19 protein-coding genes are annotated in these 15,691 nt (G+C 64.0%); 9 read left to right on the forward strand and 10 right to left on the reverse strand.

Features of this window, described 5'->3' with window-relative positions:
- Positions 1–91 precede the first annotated feature (91 nt).
- The 3 genes from BRA471DRAFT_RS31325 to BRA471DRAFT_RS31335 are packed head-to-tail and all read left to right on the forward strand — an operon-like array spanning position 92 to position 1,378.
- Entirely contained in the window at positions 92–406 is a 315-nt protein-coding gene (locus BRA471DRAFT_RS31325) for a helix-turn-helix transcriptional regulator (protein WP_007614659.1), read from the forward strand.
- Positions 399–869, forward strand: coding sequence for an SRPBCC family protein (locus tag BRA471DRAFT_RS31330; protein ID WP_007614660.1), 471 nt, complete (start codon positions 399–401; stop codon positions 867–869). The genes BRA471DRAFT_RS31325 and BRA471DRAFT_RS31330 overlap by 8 nt, the downstream gene beginning before the upstream one ends.
- The gene (locus BRA471DRAFT_RS31335) at positions 866–1,378 is read left to right on the forward strand and encodes an SRPBCC family protein (RefSeq protein ID WP_007614661.1); all 513 of its coding nucleotides are present in this window, start codon (positions 866–868) and stop codon (positions 1,376–1,378) included. Before BRA471DRAFT_RS31330 ends, BRA471DRAFT_RS31335 begins: the two co-directional genes overlap by 4 nt.
- An 18-nt stretch (positions 1,379–1,396) precedes the next feature.
- Here the strand turns inward: BRA471DRAFT_RS31335 and BRA471DRAFT_RS31340 are convergent, their stop codons facing one another.
- Complete coding sequence (locus BRA471DRAFT_RS31340) at positions 1,397–1,621, reverse strand: hypothetical protein (RefSeq protein ID WP_007614662.1); 225 nt, start codon at positions 1,619–1,621, stop codon at positions 1,397–1,399.
- Positions 1,622–1,982: 361 nt separating this feature from the next.
- Here BRA471DRAFT_RS31340 and BRA471DRAFT_RS31345 point away from each other — a divergent pair, with 361 nt between their 5' ends.
- Positions 1,983–2,789, forward strand: a complete 807-nt coding sequence (locus tag BRA471DRAFT_RS31345) for a transglutaminase family protein (protein WP_007614663.1) — start codon at positions 1,983–1,985, stop codon at positions 2,787–2,789.
- Positions 2,789–2,980, forward strand: coding sequence for a hypothetical protein (locus BRA471DRAFT_RS31350; RefSeq protein WP_007614664.1), 192 nt, complete (start codon positions 2,789–2,791; stop codon positions 2,978–2,980). Before BRA471DRAFT_RS31345 ends, BRA471DRAFT_RS31350 begins: the two co-directional genes overlap by 1 nt.
- Before the next feature lie 27 nt (positions 2,981–3,007).
- On the opposite strand, the gene BRA471DRAFT_RS31355 is transcribed toward BRA471DRAFT_RS31350, so the two are convergent.
- Positions 3,008–3,781 carry a DUF2189 domain-containing protein gene (locus tag BRA471DRAFT_RS31355; protein WP_007614665.1) on the reverse strand — a complete coding sequence of 258 codons (774 nt, stop codon included), beginning with the start codon at positions 3,779–3,781 and terminating at the stop codon, positions 3,008–3,010.
- 313 nt (positions 3,782–4,094) lie between these two features.
- Here BRA471DRAFT_RS31355 and BRA471DRAFT_RS31360 point away from each other — a divergent pair, with 313 nt between their 5' ends.
- The gene (locus BRA471DRAFT_RS31360; RefSeq protein WP_007614666.1) at positions 4,095–6,323 is read left to right on the forward strand and encodes an ATP-binding protein; all 2,229 of its coding nucleotides are present in this window, start codon (positions 4,095–4,097) and stop codon (positions 6,321–6,323) included.
- Here BRA471DRAFT_RS31360 and BRA471DRAFT_RS31365 read toward each other — a convergent pair whose 3' ends face one another.
- From BRA471DRAFT_RS31365 to BRA471DRAFT_RS31390, 6 genes are all read right to left on the reverse strand, one after another.
- Positions 6,324–6,767, reverse strand: coding sequence for a hypothetical protein (locus BRA471DRAFT_RS31365; RefSeq protein ID WP_007614669.1), 444 nt, complete (start codon positions 6,765–6,767; stop codon positions 6,324–6,326). It abuts the gene before it with no gap.
- An 81-nt stretch (positions 6,768–6,848) separates the two neighbouring features.
- Positions 6,849–7,316: a MarR family winged helix-turn-helix transcriptional regulator gene (locus tag BRA471DRAFT_RS31370; protein ID WP_007614671.1), complete on the reverse strand. Its 468-nt coding sequence runs from the start codon at positions 7,314–7,316 to the stop codon at positions 6,849–6,851.
- 9 nt (positions 7,317–7,325) lie between these two features.
- The gene (locus BRA471DRAFT_RS31375) at positions 7,326–8,936 is read right to left on the reverse strand and encodes an acyl-CoA synthetase (RefSeq protein WP_007614673.1); all 1,611 of its coding nucleotides are present in this window, start codon (positions 8,934–8,936) and stop codon (positions 7,326–7,328) included.
- Between the two features lie 10 nt (positions 8,937–8,946).
- Complete coding sequence (locus tag BRA471DRAFT_RS31380) at positions 8,947–10,083, reverse strand: epoxide hydrolase family protein (protein ID WP_007614675.1); 1,137 nt, start codon at positions 10,081–10,083, stop codon at positions 8,947–8,949.
- 96 nt (positions 10,084–10,179) lie between these two features.
- Entirely contained in the window at positions 10,180–10,635 is a 456-nt protein-coding gene (locus BRA471DRAFT_RS31385; RefSeq protein WP_007614677.1) for a GatB/YqeY domain-containing protein, read from the reverse strand.
- A 33-nt stretch (positions 10,636–10,668) separates the two neighbouring features.
- A complete protein-coding gene (locus BRA471DRAFT_RS31390) occupies positions 10,669–11,397 on the reverse strand; it encodes an alpha/beta fold hydrolase (protein WP_007614680.1) in 729 nt (242 codons plus the stop codon).
- A 146-nt stretch (positions 11,398–11,543) separates the two neighbouring features.
- Here BRA471DRAFT_RS31390 and carA point away from each other — a divergent pair, with 146 nt between their 5' ends.
- Together carA and BRA471DRAFT_RS31400 are read left to right on the forward strand one after the other, a co-directional pair.
- Positions 11,544–12,734 (forward strand): glutamine-hydrolyzing carbamoyl-phosphate synthase small subunit, encoded by a 1,191-nt coding sequence (gene carA, locus BRA471DRAFT_RS31395; RefSeq protein WP_007614681.1) that lies wholly within the window; start codon positions 11,544–11,546, stop codon positions 12,732–12,734.
- Positions 12,735–12,900: 166 nt separating this feature from the next.
- Positions 12,901–13,425 carry a hypothetical protein gene (locus BRA471DRAFT_RS31400; RefSeq protein WP_007614683.1) on the forward strand — a complete coding sequence of 175 codons (525 nt, stop codon included), beginning with the start codon at positions 12,901–12,903 and terminating at the stop codon, positions 13,423–13,425.
- A gap of 171 nt (positions 13,426–13,596) precedes the next feature.
- Here BRA471DRAFT_RS31400 and BRA471DRAFT_RS31405 read toward each other — a convergent pair whose 3' ends face one another.
- Positions 13,597–14,121 (reverse strand): Dps family protein, encoded by a 525-nt coding sequence (locus tag BRA471DRAFT_RS31405; RefSeq protein ID WP_007614688.1) that lies wholly within the window; start codon positions 14,119–14,121, stop codon positions 13,597–13,599.
- 113 nt (positions 14,122–14,234) lie between these two features.
- Between BRA471DRAFT_RS31405 and BRA471DRAFT_RS31410 the strand changes: the two genes are divergently transcribed.
- Entirely contained in the window at positions 14,235–14,936 is a 702-nt protein-coding gene (locus BRA471DRAFT_RS31410) for a class I SAM-dependent methyltransferase (RefSeq protein ID WP_007614691.1), read from the forward strand.
- Between the two features lie 278 nt (positions 14,937–15,214).
- Here BRA471DRAFT_RS31410 and BRA471DRAFT_RS31415 read toward each other — a convergent pair whose 3' ends face one another.
- Positions 15,215–15,586, reverse strand: coding sequence for a helix-turn-helix transcriptional regulator (locus BRA471DRAFT_RS31415; RefSeq protein WP_007614693.1), 372 nt, complete (start codon positions 15,584–15,586; stop codon positions 15,215–15,217).
- Between the last annotated feature and the right edge of the window lie 105 nt (positions 15,587–15,691).

Genomic DNA, 15,691 nt, shown 5'->3' on the forward strand with positions numbered 1-15,691 from the left:
ACGTCTTCGTCTCGCGTCTCCAGGAACACGAGCACCGCGCGCTGCATCACCATCTTGACAGGCAACCATTCGGTTGCCTATTATCGCAGCCATGGATGAGGTCTTCAAAGCGCTCGCCGATGCGTCACGACGGTCGCTGCTCGACAGGCTTCACGCCAGGAACGGCCAGACGCTGAACGAGCTCTGCGAAGGTCTCGCGATGACGCGCCAGGCGGTGACCAAGCACCTTGCGATTCTGGAAGAGGCCAATCTGGTCACGACCATCAGGCACGGCCGGGAGAAGCTGCACTATCTCAATCCGGTTCCGATCCATCAGATCGGCGAACGCTGGATCAAGAAATTCGAGCGCGGCAAGCTCGCCGCACTCGGCGAGTTGAAACGCCAGTTGGAGAAGCGTGATGAGTAATCCGCAATTCGTCTATGTCACCTACATCGAGACCACGCCAACGAGGCTGTGGGAGGCGCTGACATCGAGCGAGTTCACCAAGCAATACTGGTTCGGCGCCGAGGTCAGATCCGACTGGAAAATCGGCTCCCCTTTCGCGCTGCTGCTGGACGGCGAGACCACCGATTCCGGCGAGATCCTCGAAGCCGATCCGCCGCGGCGATTGTCCTACAGCTTCAAGCACCAGAAATACGAAGAGCTGCGCGGCGAACCGATCTCCCGGGTGGTCTTCACCATCGAACCGTTCGGCTCGCTCGTGCGTTTGACCGTGTTGCATGACGGCTTCGTCGAAGGCGGCAAATATCTCGGCGCCGTTTCCAACGGCTGGCCGGCGATCCTGTCCGGTCTCAAGAGCCTGCTGGAAAGCGGCAAAGAGCTGGCCATTCCGCGCGCAGCCCTCAACAAGGGATTCGATGCAAAATGAAACTCGATCACTTCAAGCCGCTCACCGTCTACACCATTTACATCGCCGCGACGCCGGACAAGGTGTGGGAGGCCCTGACCTCCGCCGAGTTCAGCCGCAAATATTTTTCCGGCTTTGCGGTTGAGTTGGAGCCAAGACTCGGCGGCAAATTCGTCGTGCGCGCGCCTGACGGATCGGAACACATCTCGGGCGATGTGTTCGAATGCGATCCGCCGAACAAGCTGACGGTGACGTGGAACGTCAACTGGCCCGACCTCGTCGCGAAGCTCGGCACCACGCTTGTCACTTACGAGATCGAACAAGCCGGCGAGGCCGTCCGCCTCACCATGAGCGAACGTCACGATCGTTCGCTCAGCGACGACATCCTGTCCGGCGGCCGCACCGGCTGGCCCGCAATCCTGTCGGGGCTGAAGAGCCTGCTGGAAACGGGCAAGGCGCCGCAGATCAAGATGGCGCCGCCGGCGCAGATGCTGGAAGCGTTGAAGGCGATGGGTATCAAGACGCCGTAGCGGGCGAACTCCGCGCCGTCATCGCTTCTTCTTCACCGGAGGTGGATTGATTTCGTCGATCTTGCGACTGCAATCCGCTTCCGAATCGTGCGGACCAGAGACAAAGGTCCCGCTGACCTTGATCGCGTACCAGCCCGACTCGACGCCGAGCCGGAGCGCTTCTTCTGTCTTGACGTGCCGTGGCGAGAGAGCTTGCATCGGTTGAGTTTGCATCGGGTGCTTTCGGTTGGCGTTCGATCTCATGATCGATCGCGGTGAAACCTTCAGGCGTCTGCGGCACGAGGCTGCCGCGTCCAACTCACCCGCTGGAGCGGGCAATATGCGCGACGACCGCTGTTACGACGTCGCTACGAGTCGGCTCCGCCGGTGCGAGGGAATGAGGCGCTTCACGTCGCGCGAATAGTCGTGGCGCTGCATAGGCGCAGAAACGACAGATCTTTCGACATTCCCGCACCGTGCGCGCAATCGCAGCAATTAGCTATCGTTTTCTCGCCCGTGTCGCGCTTTTGAGGCGCCAAATGCCCCGCGCGACCGAATAGGCCGTCAAAGCCTTGTGATCGGCCGCTTCGTAGCCATGTTACGAGCTTAGCCAAGGGAAAATCGTATGAAGCTCCGCGTCGGGTTTGAGATGCTGTACGAATTCCCGCAGCCCACGCCTATGATCATGGTGTTGGGCACGCACTTCACCCGCGCCTCCGACGTCATCGTGCCCGACCTGCTGACCACGAGACCCTCGGTGCCGATCACCCCCTATCGCGACCTCTTCGGCAATTGGTGCAGCCGGATCGTGGCGCCGGCCGGCGCCTTTCGCCTTGCCGGCGATGGGGTCGTGAGCGACAGCGGCCTGCCCGACCCGGCGTTTCCGAACGCAGCTCAGCACGCCGTCGAGGCGCTGCCGACCGACACGCTCGTCTATCTGCTCGGCAGTCGCTACTGCGAAACCGACCGCCTGTCGGATATCGCATGGCAACTGTTCGAGCACACTCAGCCGGGCTGGGCGCGGGTCCAGGCCATCTGCGATTTCGTTCATCGTCACATCGCTTTCGGCTATGAGCACGCACGCGCAACCAAGACGGCGCGGGAGGCCTACGACGAAGGCAAGGGGGTGTGCCGCGACTATGCTCATCTTGCCATCGCGTTCTGCCGCTGCATGAACATCCCGGCACGCTACTGCACCGGCTATCTCAGCGACATCGGCACGCCGAAGCCCTGGGCCGTGGGAGATTTCGCCGGCTGGTTCGAGGCTTATCTCGGCGGAAGCTGGCACATGTTCGATCCCCGCAACAACACGCCGCGGATCGGCCGCGTGCTGATCGCGCAAGGACGCGATGCCGCGGACGTCCCGATCACCCAGACCTTCGGTCCGAATAAGCTGGTCAATTTCAAGGTATGGACCGACGAGGTTGCCTGATGGCAGACAGCAGCGTTGCGCTCAGCGCCGATGAATTTGCGTCCTTGGCCGAGATCGGCAAGGGCAAGGCGCAAGGCGAAATCCCGCAAGCGCACGGCGAGCGCCTGACCAACCTCGGTTATGCGATCAGGCGCCTCGGCGACCTCGAACTGACCTCATCCGGCGCGCGCCGGCTGGCAACGGGCGAATAGCTCGCTGCCGTTGCGTCCGGCTGACTGTTACGCCACCGGCACCACGATCCGCCGATAAAGATGCCAGGTCGCGTGCCCGAGCACGGGCAGCGTCACCACCAGCCCCAGAAAATACGGCAGCGCCGAGACGATCAGGACCATCACGATCACCGCGGCCCAGCCAATCATCGGCACCGGACTCGCCACGACCGCGCGCACGCTCGTCACCATCGCCGTGACGAAATCGACCTCGCGGTCGAGCAGCAGCGGAAACGACACCACGGTCAGCGAAAACAGGATCAGCGACAGCACCGCGCCGACCGCGTTGCCGATGCCGAGGAACAGCAAGCCCTCGTTCGTGGTCAGCACCACCGTCATGAATTCCTGCAGGCTCGAGAACGAGGCATGCAGGCCAAGCAGCAGCGCGATCAGAAGCCGCACCTGATACATCCAGACCACGAACACGAACAGCGTGACGAAGGCCATCCAACCGATCTCGCTGCGCGCGCGCACCGCCGACCAGATCGCGCCGGGCGAGACGGGCTCGCCGCGCTCGCGACGGCGGCTGACTTCATAGAGCCCGATCGCCACGAACGGCCCGAGCAGCGCGAAGCCGGCAGCCAGCGGATAGACCAGATAGACCATGCCGAACGCGGTGAAGCACAGCATGATGGCGATGCCGCCGGCGGCGTAGAGCCCGCCGAAGCAGAGGCCGTAAAGCGGCAGCGCCTGGAAATCACGCAGGCCCTCGACCAGCGCCTCGGCGATATCGGTCGCCGCGACGGGACGCACCACCGGATCGACCTTGCCCGAAATGGACATCAGCTTCCTCCTCCTTGGCCGGCGCGATCTCCGTCGCACACGGATGAGTTCGATCTTAGCGCCCTCGCGGCCGGCGCGCACGCGCGAGTTGATGGCCGGACGACGGTATCCCGAAGCCGCCCGCGCAGACCCGGGAAAACCGCCGCGCCGTCGGCGGCGCTCCCTTTAGGAGGCTCATCCGTGGTGCACGCGGCCCGAAATCTTTCCCCGTCGAGGACTTTTTCGGCCCCTTGCCTATGGACTGAGCGGAGGGTGGTGCCGCAAATTGGGTCTTTGAACGAACGCGCGATGACCAGGATGGACCGTCCCACCGATGAGCTTGCGTACCCGGCTACTGATACTCGTCATCGCGGCCATGCTGGTGCCGGCGAGCCTCGTCGGGTTGCGTTTCGTGCAGAACCGGAGCAGCGAAATCAACGCCGCCCTGGCCAATCTGGCAGCCTCGGCCGACGACATTGCGAGTGATCTGGGCGAGAAGATTCAAGGCACCGCGCAGCTTCATTACGGTCTGGCCCGTGCGCGCGACCTCGACACGCGCGACAAGGCGGCGTGCTCGGCGTTTCTGTCGGATGTGCGCGAGGAATACCCTCAGTTTACGGGAATCCTGACCATCGATCCGGACGGCAGCCTGTTCTGCGACTCGCTGCGGACCAACCGCACGCTCGATCTGAGGGATCGCGCCTATTTCAGGCAGGCCCTGGTCTCGCGCAGCGTCGTGGTTGAGCCGGTATTCGGCCGGCTGACCGGAACATCGGTGCTCCAGATCGCATATCCGGTGCGATCGGAGGCGGGCGCGCTGAAGCTGGTGCTGCTCGCCTCGTTCAACCTGCGCAAATTCGCCGAGTATCACCACAAGCGGCTGCTCGCCGAGAAGGATATCCTGCTCATCGACGCCAAGGGCACCGTTCTCGTCGCCCCCTCGACAGCCGGCTGGTCCGCGCCCGTGGGCGCGTCGATTGCAGGATCCGACCTGCTCCGCTTCGCGACGGCTCCCGATCAAAAAGCATTTCAGGAAGTGACCGATCGCGACGGCCGCACGCAGGTCTGGGCCGTCGCCCACTCGCCTTCGATCCGTGATGCCGGCCTCTACATCCTGGTCGGACGCTCCAAGGACGGATTGGTCGCGGCGGCGAATCGCCGGCTCTACGAGGACATGGCGATCCTCGCGGTGGCCTTGCTGCTGCTGCTGGCCGGCGTATGGATCCTCGCGACAGTGAGCGTCGGCCGCCAGGTCGGGCGGCTCGCCAACATGGCGAAGAGACTCGGGCTCGGAGATCTCAGCGCGCGAATTCCCCCTCCCCATCCGCGCGGCGAGCTGGGCGGATTGATGACCCTGCTCAACGGCACCGCCGAGTCGCTCGAGCAGCAACGCGCGGCCATCGCGGACCTCAACCAGAAGCTCAGCCAATCCCAGAAGATGGAGGCGATGGGCCAGCTCACCGGCGGCGTGGCGCATGATTTCAACAACCTCCTCACCGTCATTCTCGGCAATTCGGAGCACCTTGCCGACAGGCTGGCCGGGAATAAGGAGTTGCACCGGATCGCCGGCGACATCGCGACAGCCGCCGAGCGCGGCTCCGACCTGACGCGGAGCCTGCTCGCCTTCGCGCGCAAGCAGCCCCTGAGGCCGCGAGACATCGACATCAGCGAGAAGATTCAGGAGATGGAGCAGTTGTTGCGCCGCCCCCTGGGCGAGCACATCGAATGCACCTTCGCGCTCGAACCGGATGTGGGGTTGACCAGCGTCGATCCCGGCCAGCTGACGACTGCGCTGCTCAATCTCGTGCTCAACGCGCGCGATGTCATGCCGTTGGGCGGCAGGCTGACCATCGAGGCGCGCAACGCCTCGCTCGGTGAATCCGACCTTGACGTCAACGGCGAGCCGCGACCGGGCGACTATGTCATGGTGGCCGTGACCGACACCGGCAGCGGCATGACCGCCGAGGTGGCGAGCCGGGCGTTCGAGCCGTTCTTCACCACCAAGGAGGTCGGCAAGGGGACCGGGCTCGGCCTGAGCATGGTCTACGGGTTTGTGCGACAGTCCGGCGGACTGGTGCAGATGCAGTCCGCGCCGAGACAAGGCAGCGCCGTCAGGCTGTTCTTTCCCCGCCTGGCAACGACGCCGAACGAGCATCCGTCACCCGCCGAAGAGATCGTCGCGCGCGAAGGAAGCGAGACCATTCTCGTCGTCGAGGACAACGATATGGTTCGAACTTATGTCGAAAGCGAGCTGAAGACGCTCGGCTATCGCGTCATCACGGCCGCAAGCGGCCCGGCGGCGCTCGACGTGCTGCGCCAGTCCGGCGACATCGACCTGCTGTTCACCGACGTCGTGATGCCCGGCGGCATGTTCGGGCCGGAGCTTGCCAGGCAAGCAATCCAGTTGCGGCCCGGGCTCAAGGTGCTCTTCACCTCCGGCTACAGCCAAAATCCGGTCAAGGCGCCCGATGGAATCGGCGATGCCCGCATCCTGACCAAGCCGTTCCGGCGGCGAGACCTCGCCGCGATGCTGCGGTCCGCGCTGTCGACGCCTTCGCGGTAGTCAGGAGCGCGACGCGAGGAGAAGCGCCGCACCCAGATTGGCCACGAACAAGGCCGCGTCGATGACGAAGATCCTGAGCATCGGGCCCTTCAACACGGGCCAGTAAGCCACTCCGACGCGTCCTCCGCGCAGCAGGACCGGAAGGTTGTAGGCGAACTGGCTGAAATGGCAGGCGGCAAAGAACAGGAACAGCACCAGCTGCGCTTCGACCGGCTGGAAGAAGACCGGTCGGGCTGCCAGAAGATAGAGCGACAGAAGGCCGATCGGCAGATTGATGCCGCCGAGGAATGCCACGCTGGCCGACAATGTCGGCGCGATCGGATTGGCGCGCTCCTCGCGCGGTACGAGAATTTTCAGCGTGTTGGCTTGCGCAATGCTGAACTGGATGAAGGCGCCGCCGAACCAGAGCGCGTTGAGGAGCAGCACGATATCCGAAAGACGCATGGCGGAGCCCTCCCACGGCTCGTTGGCCAGGAAAGTGGCAAAGCCCAGTCCTCATGTCAACCATGTTGACGTCAGGAATCGTCAGTTGGTGTCGGCGATCGCCTCCATGACGCCCATCCACGCAGCCGCACCGGTCGCTCCGATGCGATCGAACGCCTCGCGCAGCACCTTGCGCTCGTGGTCCGATGCACGCTGCTCGATGCGCTGCCCCGCGGCAGTCAGGCGCAGCAGTTTCGAGCGATGCTGCTCGGGCGAGCGTTTCGAGTTCACGAGCTTGCGCTCCAGCAACAAATTGAGCGGCCGGTTCAGGGCCTGCTTCGAAATGCCGAGGATCTCGATCAGCGAGCCGATCGCAATATCGGGCCGGCGCGCCACCACGTAGAGGATGCGATGGTGCGGCCGCGACAGTCCCTGCTTGGCGAGATACGCGTCGGCTTCGAGTGTCATCCCGCGCCAGCCGTAATACATGAGCTCCAGCGCCGCATCGAGATCGTGCAGCTTCGCAAGTGAAGCGCGGTGAAGCCCCGCGGCTTGAGACGTCTTTGCCATTGCAGGAAGCTAACCCCTCGTCCGCAGCTCGCGCCGCAGCACCTTTCCGGTAGCGGTCATCGGCAGTGTCTCCGCGAACTCCACGAACCGTGGGTATTCGTGGGCGGCGAGTTGCACCTTGACGAACTCCTGGATCTCGCGCGCGAGTGCGTCGCCGGCGGCGAAGCCCGGGCGCAGCACGATCCAGGCCTTGATCGATTCGGTGCGGATCGGATCGGGGATGCCGACCACCGCCGCCATCGCCACCGCCGGGTGCTTCATCAGCGTGTGCTCGATCTCGGACGGGCCGACGCGATAGCCGGCGGTGGTGATGACGTCGTCCTCGCGGCTGACGTACCAGAAGTAACCGTCCTCGTCCTGCACGCCGAGATCGCCGGTGAGCAGGAACTCGCCGGCATATTTCTTCGCCGTCGCCTCCGGATTGCGCCAGTATTCGAGCATCGTGCAAGGACAGGGCTGGCGCACGCCGATGATGCCGCGCTGTCCCCTCGGCTGCTCCTCGCCTCTGTCGTTGACGATACGGACATCGAAACCCGGCGTCGCCTTGCCCATCGAACCGGGGCGGATCGGAAACAGATTCGCGTTGCTGCCGATCACGAGATTGCATTCGGTCTGGCCAAACACCTCATGCGCGTCGATGCCGAAAGTCTCGCGTACCCAGCCGAGCATCTCGCCCCCGAGGGACTCGCCGCCGGTAAAGATGCTGCGCAGCTTGACGCCGGATTGCGTCACCCCAGCCTGCCGCATCAGCTTCAGCGCAGTCGGCGGCAGAAAGACATTGCGCACGCCGAGATCGGCCATCATCTGCATCGCCGCTTGCGGCTCGAACTTTCGCGCGCGGTGGCCGACCAGGGGAATGCCGTGATACCAGAACGCGAACAGGCCGTTGATGAGGCCGCCGATCCAGGCCCAGTCCGCCGGCGTCCACATCAGATCGCCGGGGCGCGGCAGGAAGTTGTGGCACATCTCGACATTGGGGAGATGTCCGAGCACAACGCGGTGTGCGTGCAGCGCGCCCTTCGGATTGCCCGTCGTGCCCGAGGTGTAGATGATCAGCGCGGGATCGTCCGCAGACGTGTCCACCAGCGTAAAGTCGGGCGATGCAGCCTTGAGCGAATTCCAGAACGATGTCGTGCCCGCCGGCGTTCGTTCGCCAACTATATAGACATTCTTCAGCTCCGGCAGACGGTCGCGAATCTTCGAAAGCTTCTCCCAGCCCCCCGCGTCGGTGACGATCGCCTTGGCTTGCGAGTTCGACAGGCGGAATTCCAGTGCGTCTTCGCCGAACAATGCGAACAGCGGAATGGAGATCATCGCCGAACGGAACGCCGCCATGTGCGCGATCGGCAGCTCCAGCGACTGCGACAGGAACACCGCGACGCGGTCGCCGCGGGCAAGACCATCTGCCTTCAGCACATTGGCGAAGCGGCGCGACATCTCCGCGACCTCGTCGAAGGATGTGCGCGTGATGGCGCCGCTTTCATCAACATAGACCAACGCCAGCCGGCCGGTGCCGTCGGCGTGGCGATCGCAGCAAGCCTCCGCCAGGTTGAAGCGCGCCGGGATCTCCCAGCGGAAATTGCCGTAGAGTTCGTCGTAGGTGCTGGCTTCGGTGAGCATGGGATCGATCCTACCGCACCGTCGCGAAGAACTTGCGGACCTCTCCGACATACAGCTCCGGCTGCTCGAATGCGGCGAAATGGCCGCCCTTCTCCATCTCGCTCCAATGCGTGATGTTGTGGAAGTTCGGCTCCATCCAGCGCCGCACCGGCGTGATGATCTCCTTGGGGAAAACAGCCACGCCCGTCGGCACCTTGACCACCGGCGTGGTCCGGCGTTTGCCGAAGCTTTCCCAATAAAGCCGCGCAGACGAGGTCGCCGTCTCCGTCGCCCAATAGAGCATGACGTTGTCGAGCAGCTCGTCCTTGGTGAAGATGTTCTCGGGATGGCCGTCGCAATCGGTCCAGGCCCAGAATTTTTCCAGAATCCAGGCCGCCTGCCCGCTCGGTGAATCCGTCAGACCATAGCCGAGGGTCTGCGGCCGCGTCGATTGCTGCTTCGAATAGCCGGAGTCGAGGTCAACGTAATGCTTGAGGCCGGCGAGCGCGCGCTTCTCTTCCGGCGTCGGTTCGCCCTCGACCTTCGGTGCGGCGTTGAAGGCGAGCGTGATGTGGATGCCGGCGCAATGCTCGGCGTCCTGCATGCCAAGCGAGGTCGTCACCGCCGAACCCCAGTCGCCGCCCTGCGCGCCATAGCGTGCGTAGCCGAGCCGGTCCATCAGCCTGGCCCAGGTCGCGGCAATGCGATCGACGCCCCAGCCGGTGGTGTTCGGCTTGCCCGAGAACCCAAAGCCCGGCAGCGATGGACAGACGACGTGGAAAGCATCGGCGGGATTGCCGCCATGCGCGGTAGGATCGACCAGCGGCGCGATCACCTTCTGGAATTCGACGATCGAGCCGGGCCAGCCATGGGTGATGATCAGCGGCAGCGCCGACGGCTCCTTCGAGCGCACATGCAGGAAGTGGATGTCGAGCCCATCGATCTCGGTGGTGAACTGTTCGAAGCGATTGAGTTTTGCTTCGCGCGCACGCCAGTCGTAGCCATCAGCCCAATAGGTGCAGATCTCCTGGATCCATTTCAGCGGCGCACCTTGGCTCCAGTCGGAGACCAGCTCCGCCTCCGGCCAGCGCGTCCGGGCGAGGCGCGACTTGAGGTCGGCGAGAATGTCGTCGCTGATGGCGATGCGAAACGGTTCTATGGCAGTCATCGGTTGCTCCCGATTTGTCTATCGGGAGAGAGTAGACCGAACGGGCACCGCATCAAAGGTGCACCTTCTCCCCTTGTGGGAGAAGGAAAGAGAGAGTTAGCCCGTCAGCGCAGCCTTCACCAAACCAGAGGCCTTGCCGAAATCCATCTGGCCGGCGTACTTCGTCTTCAACACGGCGATCACCTTGCCCATGTCCTTCATGCCGGCGGCGCCGGTCTCGGCGATCGCGTCCGAGATCGCCTTCTTGACGTCGTCGTCCGACATCTGCTTCGGCAGATACGCCGAGATCACCGCGATCTCCTCGCGCTCCTGCGCCGCGAGCTCGGCACGGCCGCCCTTCTCGTAGAGCTCGACCGACTCCTGACGTTGCTTGATCATCTTCTGGAACACGCCGAGCAGGTCCGCGTCCGAGAGCGGCGGCTTGCCGCTGCCGCGCGCCTCGATGTCGGCGTTCTTGATGGTCGAGTTGACCATGCGCAGCGTGGACAGCTTGCGCTCTTCCTTGGCCTTCATGGCCTCCTTGACCGCATTGTTGATGTCGTCGCGCAGCATGATCGTGACCCCTTCGCATATCCGACGCCTGATCTAGGCCGTTCGCGGCCCCGAGACAACCGGGGTTCCCAGCCATTCGACCAGCGCCCGCACCGTCGCCGCAGGCTGCTCCGGCTGCGGCAGATGTCCGCAATTCTCCAGAACGACGAGCCTTGCGCCGGCAATGCCCTCCGCCATCTCCTTCGAGAAGGCGTTGGGAATCGTGTTGTCCGCATCGCCCGTCAGCACCAGCGTCGGGCATTTGATCGTGGCAAGCGTCGGCCGTGAATCCACCCGCGCGATGATCGCGGTCTGCTGCCGCAGATAGCCTTCGACGCCCACGTCCTCGCCCTGCTCGTGGACGAGTTGGCGAATGCCGGAATCGTCGCGGCGCGACGGATGTACCAGTTCGGGAAACATCTCCTCGCGCGCGGCACGCAGCTCGCCGCGCCGGGCCCGCTCCATCAGGCCGCGGCGGCGCGCGGTCGCCTCCTCCGTGTCGGGCCGCGCCTGGGTGTTGATCAGCGCGAGCCTGGCCACCCGCTCGGGCGCCTGGCGCATGATCTCGAGCGCGATGTAGCCGCCCATGGAATGGCCGGCGAGCGCGAAGCGCGGCGGCGCCTCGCTCAGCACCCGCCGGGCGATCGCCGCCATGTTGTCGTCGCGAACATGGTTGGCGACCATCACCGGGCCGAACCGCCACAGCGCCGGGATCACCGGCGCATAGATCCGGGCCGAGGAGGCTAGTCCCGGAACCAGCAAAATCGGCGTCGTCTGGTCCATTATTGCCTCCGAAGCCCCCGAATTTGCCGGAAATTATGCCGCGGAGCTTAGGGGCCCAAGGCGACCTGTCAAATATGCAAAAACGCATGTGAATCGCCACATCTCCGCTTTGACGCGGGCGCCCGCGGGGACTATGAACCGGGCTCATGACACAACATGACAACGATCCCGCCTGGCCGGACCACAAACCGACCGCGCTGTTGGTGCTTGCCGACGGTACGGTGCTGGAAGGCTTTGGCCTCGGCGCCGAAGGCCAAGCCGTCGGCGAGGTCTGCTTCAACACCGCGATGACCGGCTATGAGGAGATCCTCACCGATCCCTCCTATGCCGGCCAGCTCATCACCTTCACCTTCCCGCATATCGGCAATGTCGGCACCAATGACGACGACATCGAGACGGTGAACATGGCCGCGACGCCCGGCGCGCGCGGCGTGATCCTGCGCACCGCGATCACCGATCCCTCGAACTACCGCGCCACCAAGCACCTCGACCAGTGGCTGAAGGCCCGCGGCATCATCGGCCTCTCCGGCATCGACACCCGCGCGCTGACCGCGCTGATCCGCAGCAAGGGCATGCCCAACGCCGTGATCGCGCACGCCAAGGACGGCGAGTTCGACCTGCACGGCCTGAAGGAAGAAGCGCGCGAATGGCCGGGCCTCGAAGGCATGGACCTCGTGCCGATGGTCACCTCCGGCCAGCGCTTCACCTGGGACGAGACGCCGTGGCTGTGGGAGAAGGGCTTTGGCCGTCAGGACAAGCCTGAGTTCAACGTCGTCGCCATCGACTACGGCATCAAGCGCAACATTCTGCGCCTGCTCGCCGGCGTCGGCTGCAAGGTGACGGTGGTGCCGGCAACGACGTCATCCGAGGACATCCTGGCGATGAAGCCGGACGGCGTGTTCCTGTCGAACGGTCCCGGCGATCCGGCCGCGACCGGCAAATATGCCGTGCCCGTGATTCAGGACGTGATCAAGTCGGGCACGCCGACATTCGGAATTTGTCTCGGCCACCAGATGCTCGGCCTCGCGGTCGGCGCCAAGACCAAGAAGATGCACCAGGGCCATCACGGCGCCAATCATCCCGTGAAGGACGAGACCACCGGCAAGGTCGAGATCACCTCGATGAATCACGGCTTTGCCGTGGACGAGAGCACGCTGCCGACGGGCGCGACCCAGACCCACATCTCGCTGTTCGACGGCTCCAATTGCGGCATCCAGCTCGACGGCAAGCCGGTGTTCTCGGTGCAGTACCACCCCGAGGCCTCACCGGGTCCGCGCGACTCGCACTATCTGTTCCAGCGTTTTGCGGACCTGATGCGGCAGAAGAAGAGCGCGTAAGGCGCGCGCTCTCCTGCGACTGCTTTGACGACATCGAGCCCGGGCCTTCTCCCGGGCTTTTGTCGTTCCGGGGCGCAGCGCAGCGCGAACCCGGAATGACAGCGGAACGAGGAACGCCGCTCAACTCCTATCGTTGATCACTGCTACGGTCACGCAGGAGCCCCTTATGTCCGTCGTCCGCGACAATGCCGAGCCGCTCGCCATCGTGTTTGAGGATGACGGGCTCGTGCCGAACAATATCCTCCCCTTCCTGGTCTACCAGGCCGCAGTGAAGCTCGATTCCAGACAGCCGGAAGAGACGATCGAACGCTTGTTCGAAGCGAACGGCTGGGGCGGCACGTGGCGCAATGGCGTCTTCGATTATCTGCATTATCACGCGACGGTGCATGAGGTGCTCGGCGTTGCGCGTGGCAGCGCGCGCGTTCGCTTCGGCGGCGACCATGGCCAGGAGCTGGAGATCAAGGCCGGCGACGTCGCGATCCTGCCCGCCGGCACAGGTCACCAACGCATCAAGGCCAGCGAGGATTTCTGCGTGATCGGCGCCTATCCGCCGGGCGCGAAGATGGAGATCACCCGCGCAACGCCGGAGAACCACGCGAAAGCGCTAAAGACGATTCCAAACGTCGCGCTGCCGCCGGCCGATCCGGTGGCCGGCAAGGACGGGGCGCTGATGCGGTTGTGGCGGTACTAGCGGCGCTCCTCCAACAAACTCCGCAGTCGTCCGGCGAAGGCCGGGACCCATAGCCACGAAAGGTAGCTTGGCGAAGATTCGCAATTGCGCATCTCGCGCCACAACTTCTCCCTGGGGGTATGGGTCCCGGCCTTCGCCAGGACGACGACGTGGAAGCAATCCAGCGTGCGCCTACGCCTCGTTCGCGCCTTCCTGTCTCGTGGCTTCGAACAAAAACCAGGTGCGGCGCTCGGTCTCGTCGATGAAGTTCTCGAGGATGCTGGCGCTGGCGACGTCACCGGCGTCGTCGCAGACCTCGTGTGCCTTGCGCATTGCCGCGGCGACATGCTTGTTGTCCTGCATCAGCTCGCGCAGCATCTCGCGCGGCGGGACATAGTCTTCGTTGTTGTCCTTGATGGTCTGGAGTTTCGCGACCTGGCCGATCGACTTCAGCGTGGTGCCGCCGATCTTGCGGACGCGCTCGGCGAGCTGGTCGGTGGTGGCGAAGATCTGGTCGGACTGCTCGTCGAGCAGCAAATGATAATCGCGGAAATGCCGGCCGCTGATGTGCCAGTGGAAATTCTTGGTCTTCAGATACAGCGCGAACGCATCGGCCAGAAGCACGTTGAGTGCCTCCGAAACCTTGTTGACCGCCTGGGACGACAGATCGGTAGGGGTATCGAGGTCGGGCGAGACCTTTTGTGGGGCTTTGCTCACGGGAAACCTTCCTGTTAGGACGCAGACATTGACGGCGCGCCGCCGCACCCCTAACGCAGGCGGGCAGCGCCGGTTCCTTCAGCGGAACCGATTGGCCGGGGCCCTCGACGACCATGGACGACTGGATCGATTATTACGACTCGACGCACACGATCTATGTCAGCAAGCTGCATCGCGACTTGCACTTCCAGATCATCGCGCGGGACATCATCGGCTACATTTCTTCGCCCGAGGCGACAGTGCTCGACTATGCCTGTGGCGAGGCGCTGTCGGCGAGCCAGGTCGCGGCGGCCTGCGGCCAGCTGATCCTGGCCGAGCCCGCGCCCGGCGTGCGCGGCCGGTTGATCGCGCGGTTTGCCCCGAATACGAAGATCCGCGTCCGCTCGCTCGACGATGTCCGCAAGATGCAGGAGCAGTCGATTGATCTCGTCGTGATGAACTCGGTCGCGCAATACATGACGCCGGACGAGCTCGACGCCGCGCTCCTCAACTTTCGCCGTATCCTGAAGCCCGCGGGCAAGCTCGTGCTGGGCGATGTCCTCCAGCCCAATGTCGGCATGCTCAGGGACGTCACGGCGCTGCTCAGCTTCGGCCTGCGGCACGGCTTTTTCAAAGATGCGCTGATCGGGCTGATCAGCACCGCACTGTCAGATTACCGTCAGCTGCGCACGCGCATCGGGCTGCAACGCTACAGTGAGGAGGAGATCACCGCCAAGCTGAAGGCAGCCGGCTTCGCGGTCCAGCGCGCTCACCGCAATATCGGCCACAATAGCTGGCGCATGACGTTCGTCGCGCGGCCGCCATTGGTTCGGTAAGCTTCCTGGGTTCTTAAGGACCCTGGGTTCGTTAAGCATAACGTCTGCCTGAGGTGGCTTGTCGCACCCCGATCGGCAATGATCGCCGCGGCCCGGTGGCGGAAGTGTCTACGCGAGGGCGATGCATCGCTCTTTATCCTGGTTCAAATCCAGGCCGGGTCTCCACGCTTCGCCCCTCACGGGGCTACGCGTGGCGCAGCCACGCGAGGGCCGGAGGGGCGAAGCGTGTCCGGCATAGCTGGAGCGAAGCGCAAGCGTAGACGGACTGGCCGCAATCCTCAATCAGCCTCAACCACTTCACATTCCGACACAAGCCGCAGCCGGTCGGCATCCTTTGCGGCGGAGGTGATGACGGCATCGAGCAGGCCCGGAAAACGTGCGTCCAGATCCTCGCGGCGCAGCCGCATGAAGCGGTTGGTGCCGGCGACGCGGGTCTGCATCAGGCCGCATTCGCGTAGCTTGGCGAAGTGATAGGCCAGATTCGACTTGCCGCTGAGCCCGTTGAAATCGCCGCAGCACAGCTCGCCGCTGACACGTTCCTGCTGCGCGAGCTGGTACACGATCGCCAATCTGATCGGATCGCTCAGGCAATCCAGAACCATCGGCAGTTCAATCTGCTCGCGGGTGGGGTGGGGTGGGGTGCGGCTCATGGTCTGAAGATCATAGCGGAATGGCCTCGATGTTCAATAGTTCTTGAACCAATTGACTTCTGACCCGGCCCCATCGATAGTTCAATAAACATTGAACATAGGGAA

The sequence above is a fragment of the Bradyrhizobium sp. WSM471 genome (assembly GCF_000244915.1).
Taxonomy (GTDB): Bacteria; Pseudomonadota; Alphaproteobacteria; order Rhizobiales; family Xanthobacteraceae; genus Bradyrhizobium.

Excerpts from the sequence above, each read along its gene's own strand:
- BRA471DRAFT_RS31325 (WP_007614659.1), top strand. The coding sequence starts at position 92 with ATGGATGAGGTCTTCAAAGCGCTCGCCGATGCGTCACGACGGTCGCTG.
- BRA471DRAFT_RS31330 (WP_007614660.1), top strand. The coding sequence starts at position 399 with ATGAGTAATCCGCAATTCGTCTATGTCACCTACATCGAGACCACGCCA.
- BRA471DRAFT_RS31335 (WP_007614661.1), top strand. The coding sequence starts at position 866 with ATGAAACTCGATCACTTCAAGCCGCTCACCGTCTACACCATTTACATC.
- BRA471DRAFT_RS31340 (WP_007614662.1), bottom strand. The coding sequence starts at position 1,621 with ATGAGATCGAACGCCAACCGAAAGCACCCGATGCAAACTCAACCGATG.
- BRA471DRAFT_RS31345 (WP_007614663.1), top strand. The coding sequence starts at position 1,983 with ATGAAGCTCCGCGTCGGGTTTGAGATGCTGTACGAATTCCCGCAGCCC.
- BRA471DRAFT_RS31350 (WP_007614664.1), top strand. The coding sequence starts at position 2,789 with ATGGCAGACAGCAGCGTTGCGCTCAGCGCCGATGAATTTGCGTCCTTG.
- BRA471DRAFT_RS31355 (WP_007614665.1), bottom strand. The coding sequence starts at position 3,781 with ATGTCCATTTCGGGCAAGGTCGATCCGGTGGTGCGTCCCGTCGCGGCG.
- BRA471DRAFT_RS31360 (WP_007614666.1), top strand. The coding sequence starts at position 4,095 with ATGAGCTTGCGTACCCGGCTACTGATACTCGTCATCGCGGCCATGCTG.
- BRA471DRAFT_RS31365 (WP_007614669.1), bottom strand. The coding sequence starts at position 6,767 with ATGCGTCTTTCGGATATCGTGCTGCTCCTCAACGCGCTCTGGTTCGGC.
- BRA471DRAFT_RS31370 (WP_007614671.1), bottom strand. The coding sequence starts at position 7,316 with ATGGCAAAGACGTCTCAAGCCGCGGGGCTTCACCGCGCTTCACTTGCG.
- BRA471DRAFT_RS31375 (WP_007614673.1), bottom strand. The coding sequence starts at position 8,936 with ATGCTCACCGAAGCCAGCACCTACGACGAACTCTACGGCAATTTCCGC.
- BRA471DRAFT_RS31380 (WP_007614675.1), bottom strand. The coding sequence starts at position 10,083 with ATGACTGCCATAGAACCGTTTCGCATCGCCATCAGCGACGACATTCTC.
- BRA471DRAFT_RS31385 (WP_007614677.1), bottom strand. The coding sequence starts at position 10,635 with ATGCTGCGCGACGACATCAACAATGCGGTCAAGGAGGCCATGAAGGCC.
- BRA471DRAFT_RS31390 (WP_007614680.1), bottom strand. The coding sequence starts at position 11,397 with ATGGACCAGACGACGCCGATTTTGCTGGTTCCGGGACTAGCCTCCTCG.
- carA (WP_007614681.1), top strand. The coding sequence starts at position 11,544 with ATGACACAACATGACAACGATCCCGCCTGGCCGGACCACAAACCGACC.
- BRA471DRAFT_RS31400 (WP_007614683.1), top strand. The coding sequence starts at position 12,901 with ATGTCCGTCGTCCGCGACAATGCCGAGCCGCTCGCCATCGTGTTTGAG.
- BRA471DRAFT_RS31410 (WP_007614691.1), top strand. The coding sequence starts at position 14,235 with ATGGACGACTGGATCGATTATTACGACTCGACGCACACGATCTATGTC.
- BRA471DRAFT_RS31415 (WP_007614693.1), bottom strand. The coding sequence starts at position 15,586 with ATGAGCCGCACCCCACCCCACCCCACCCGCGAGCAGATTGAACTGCCG.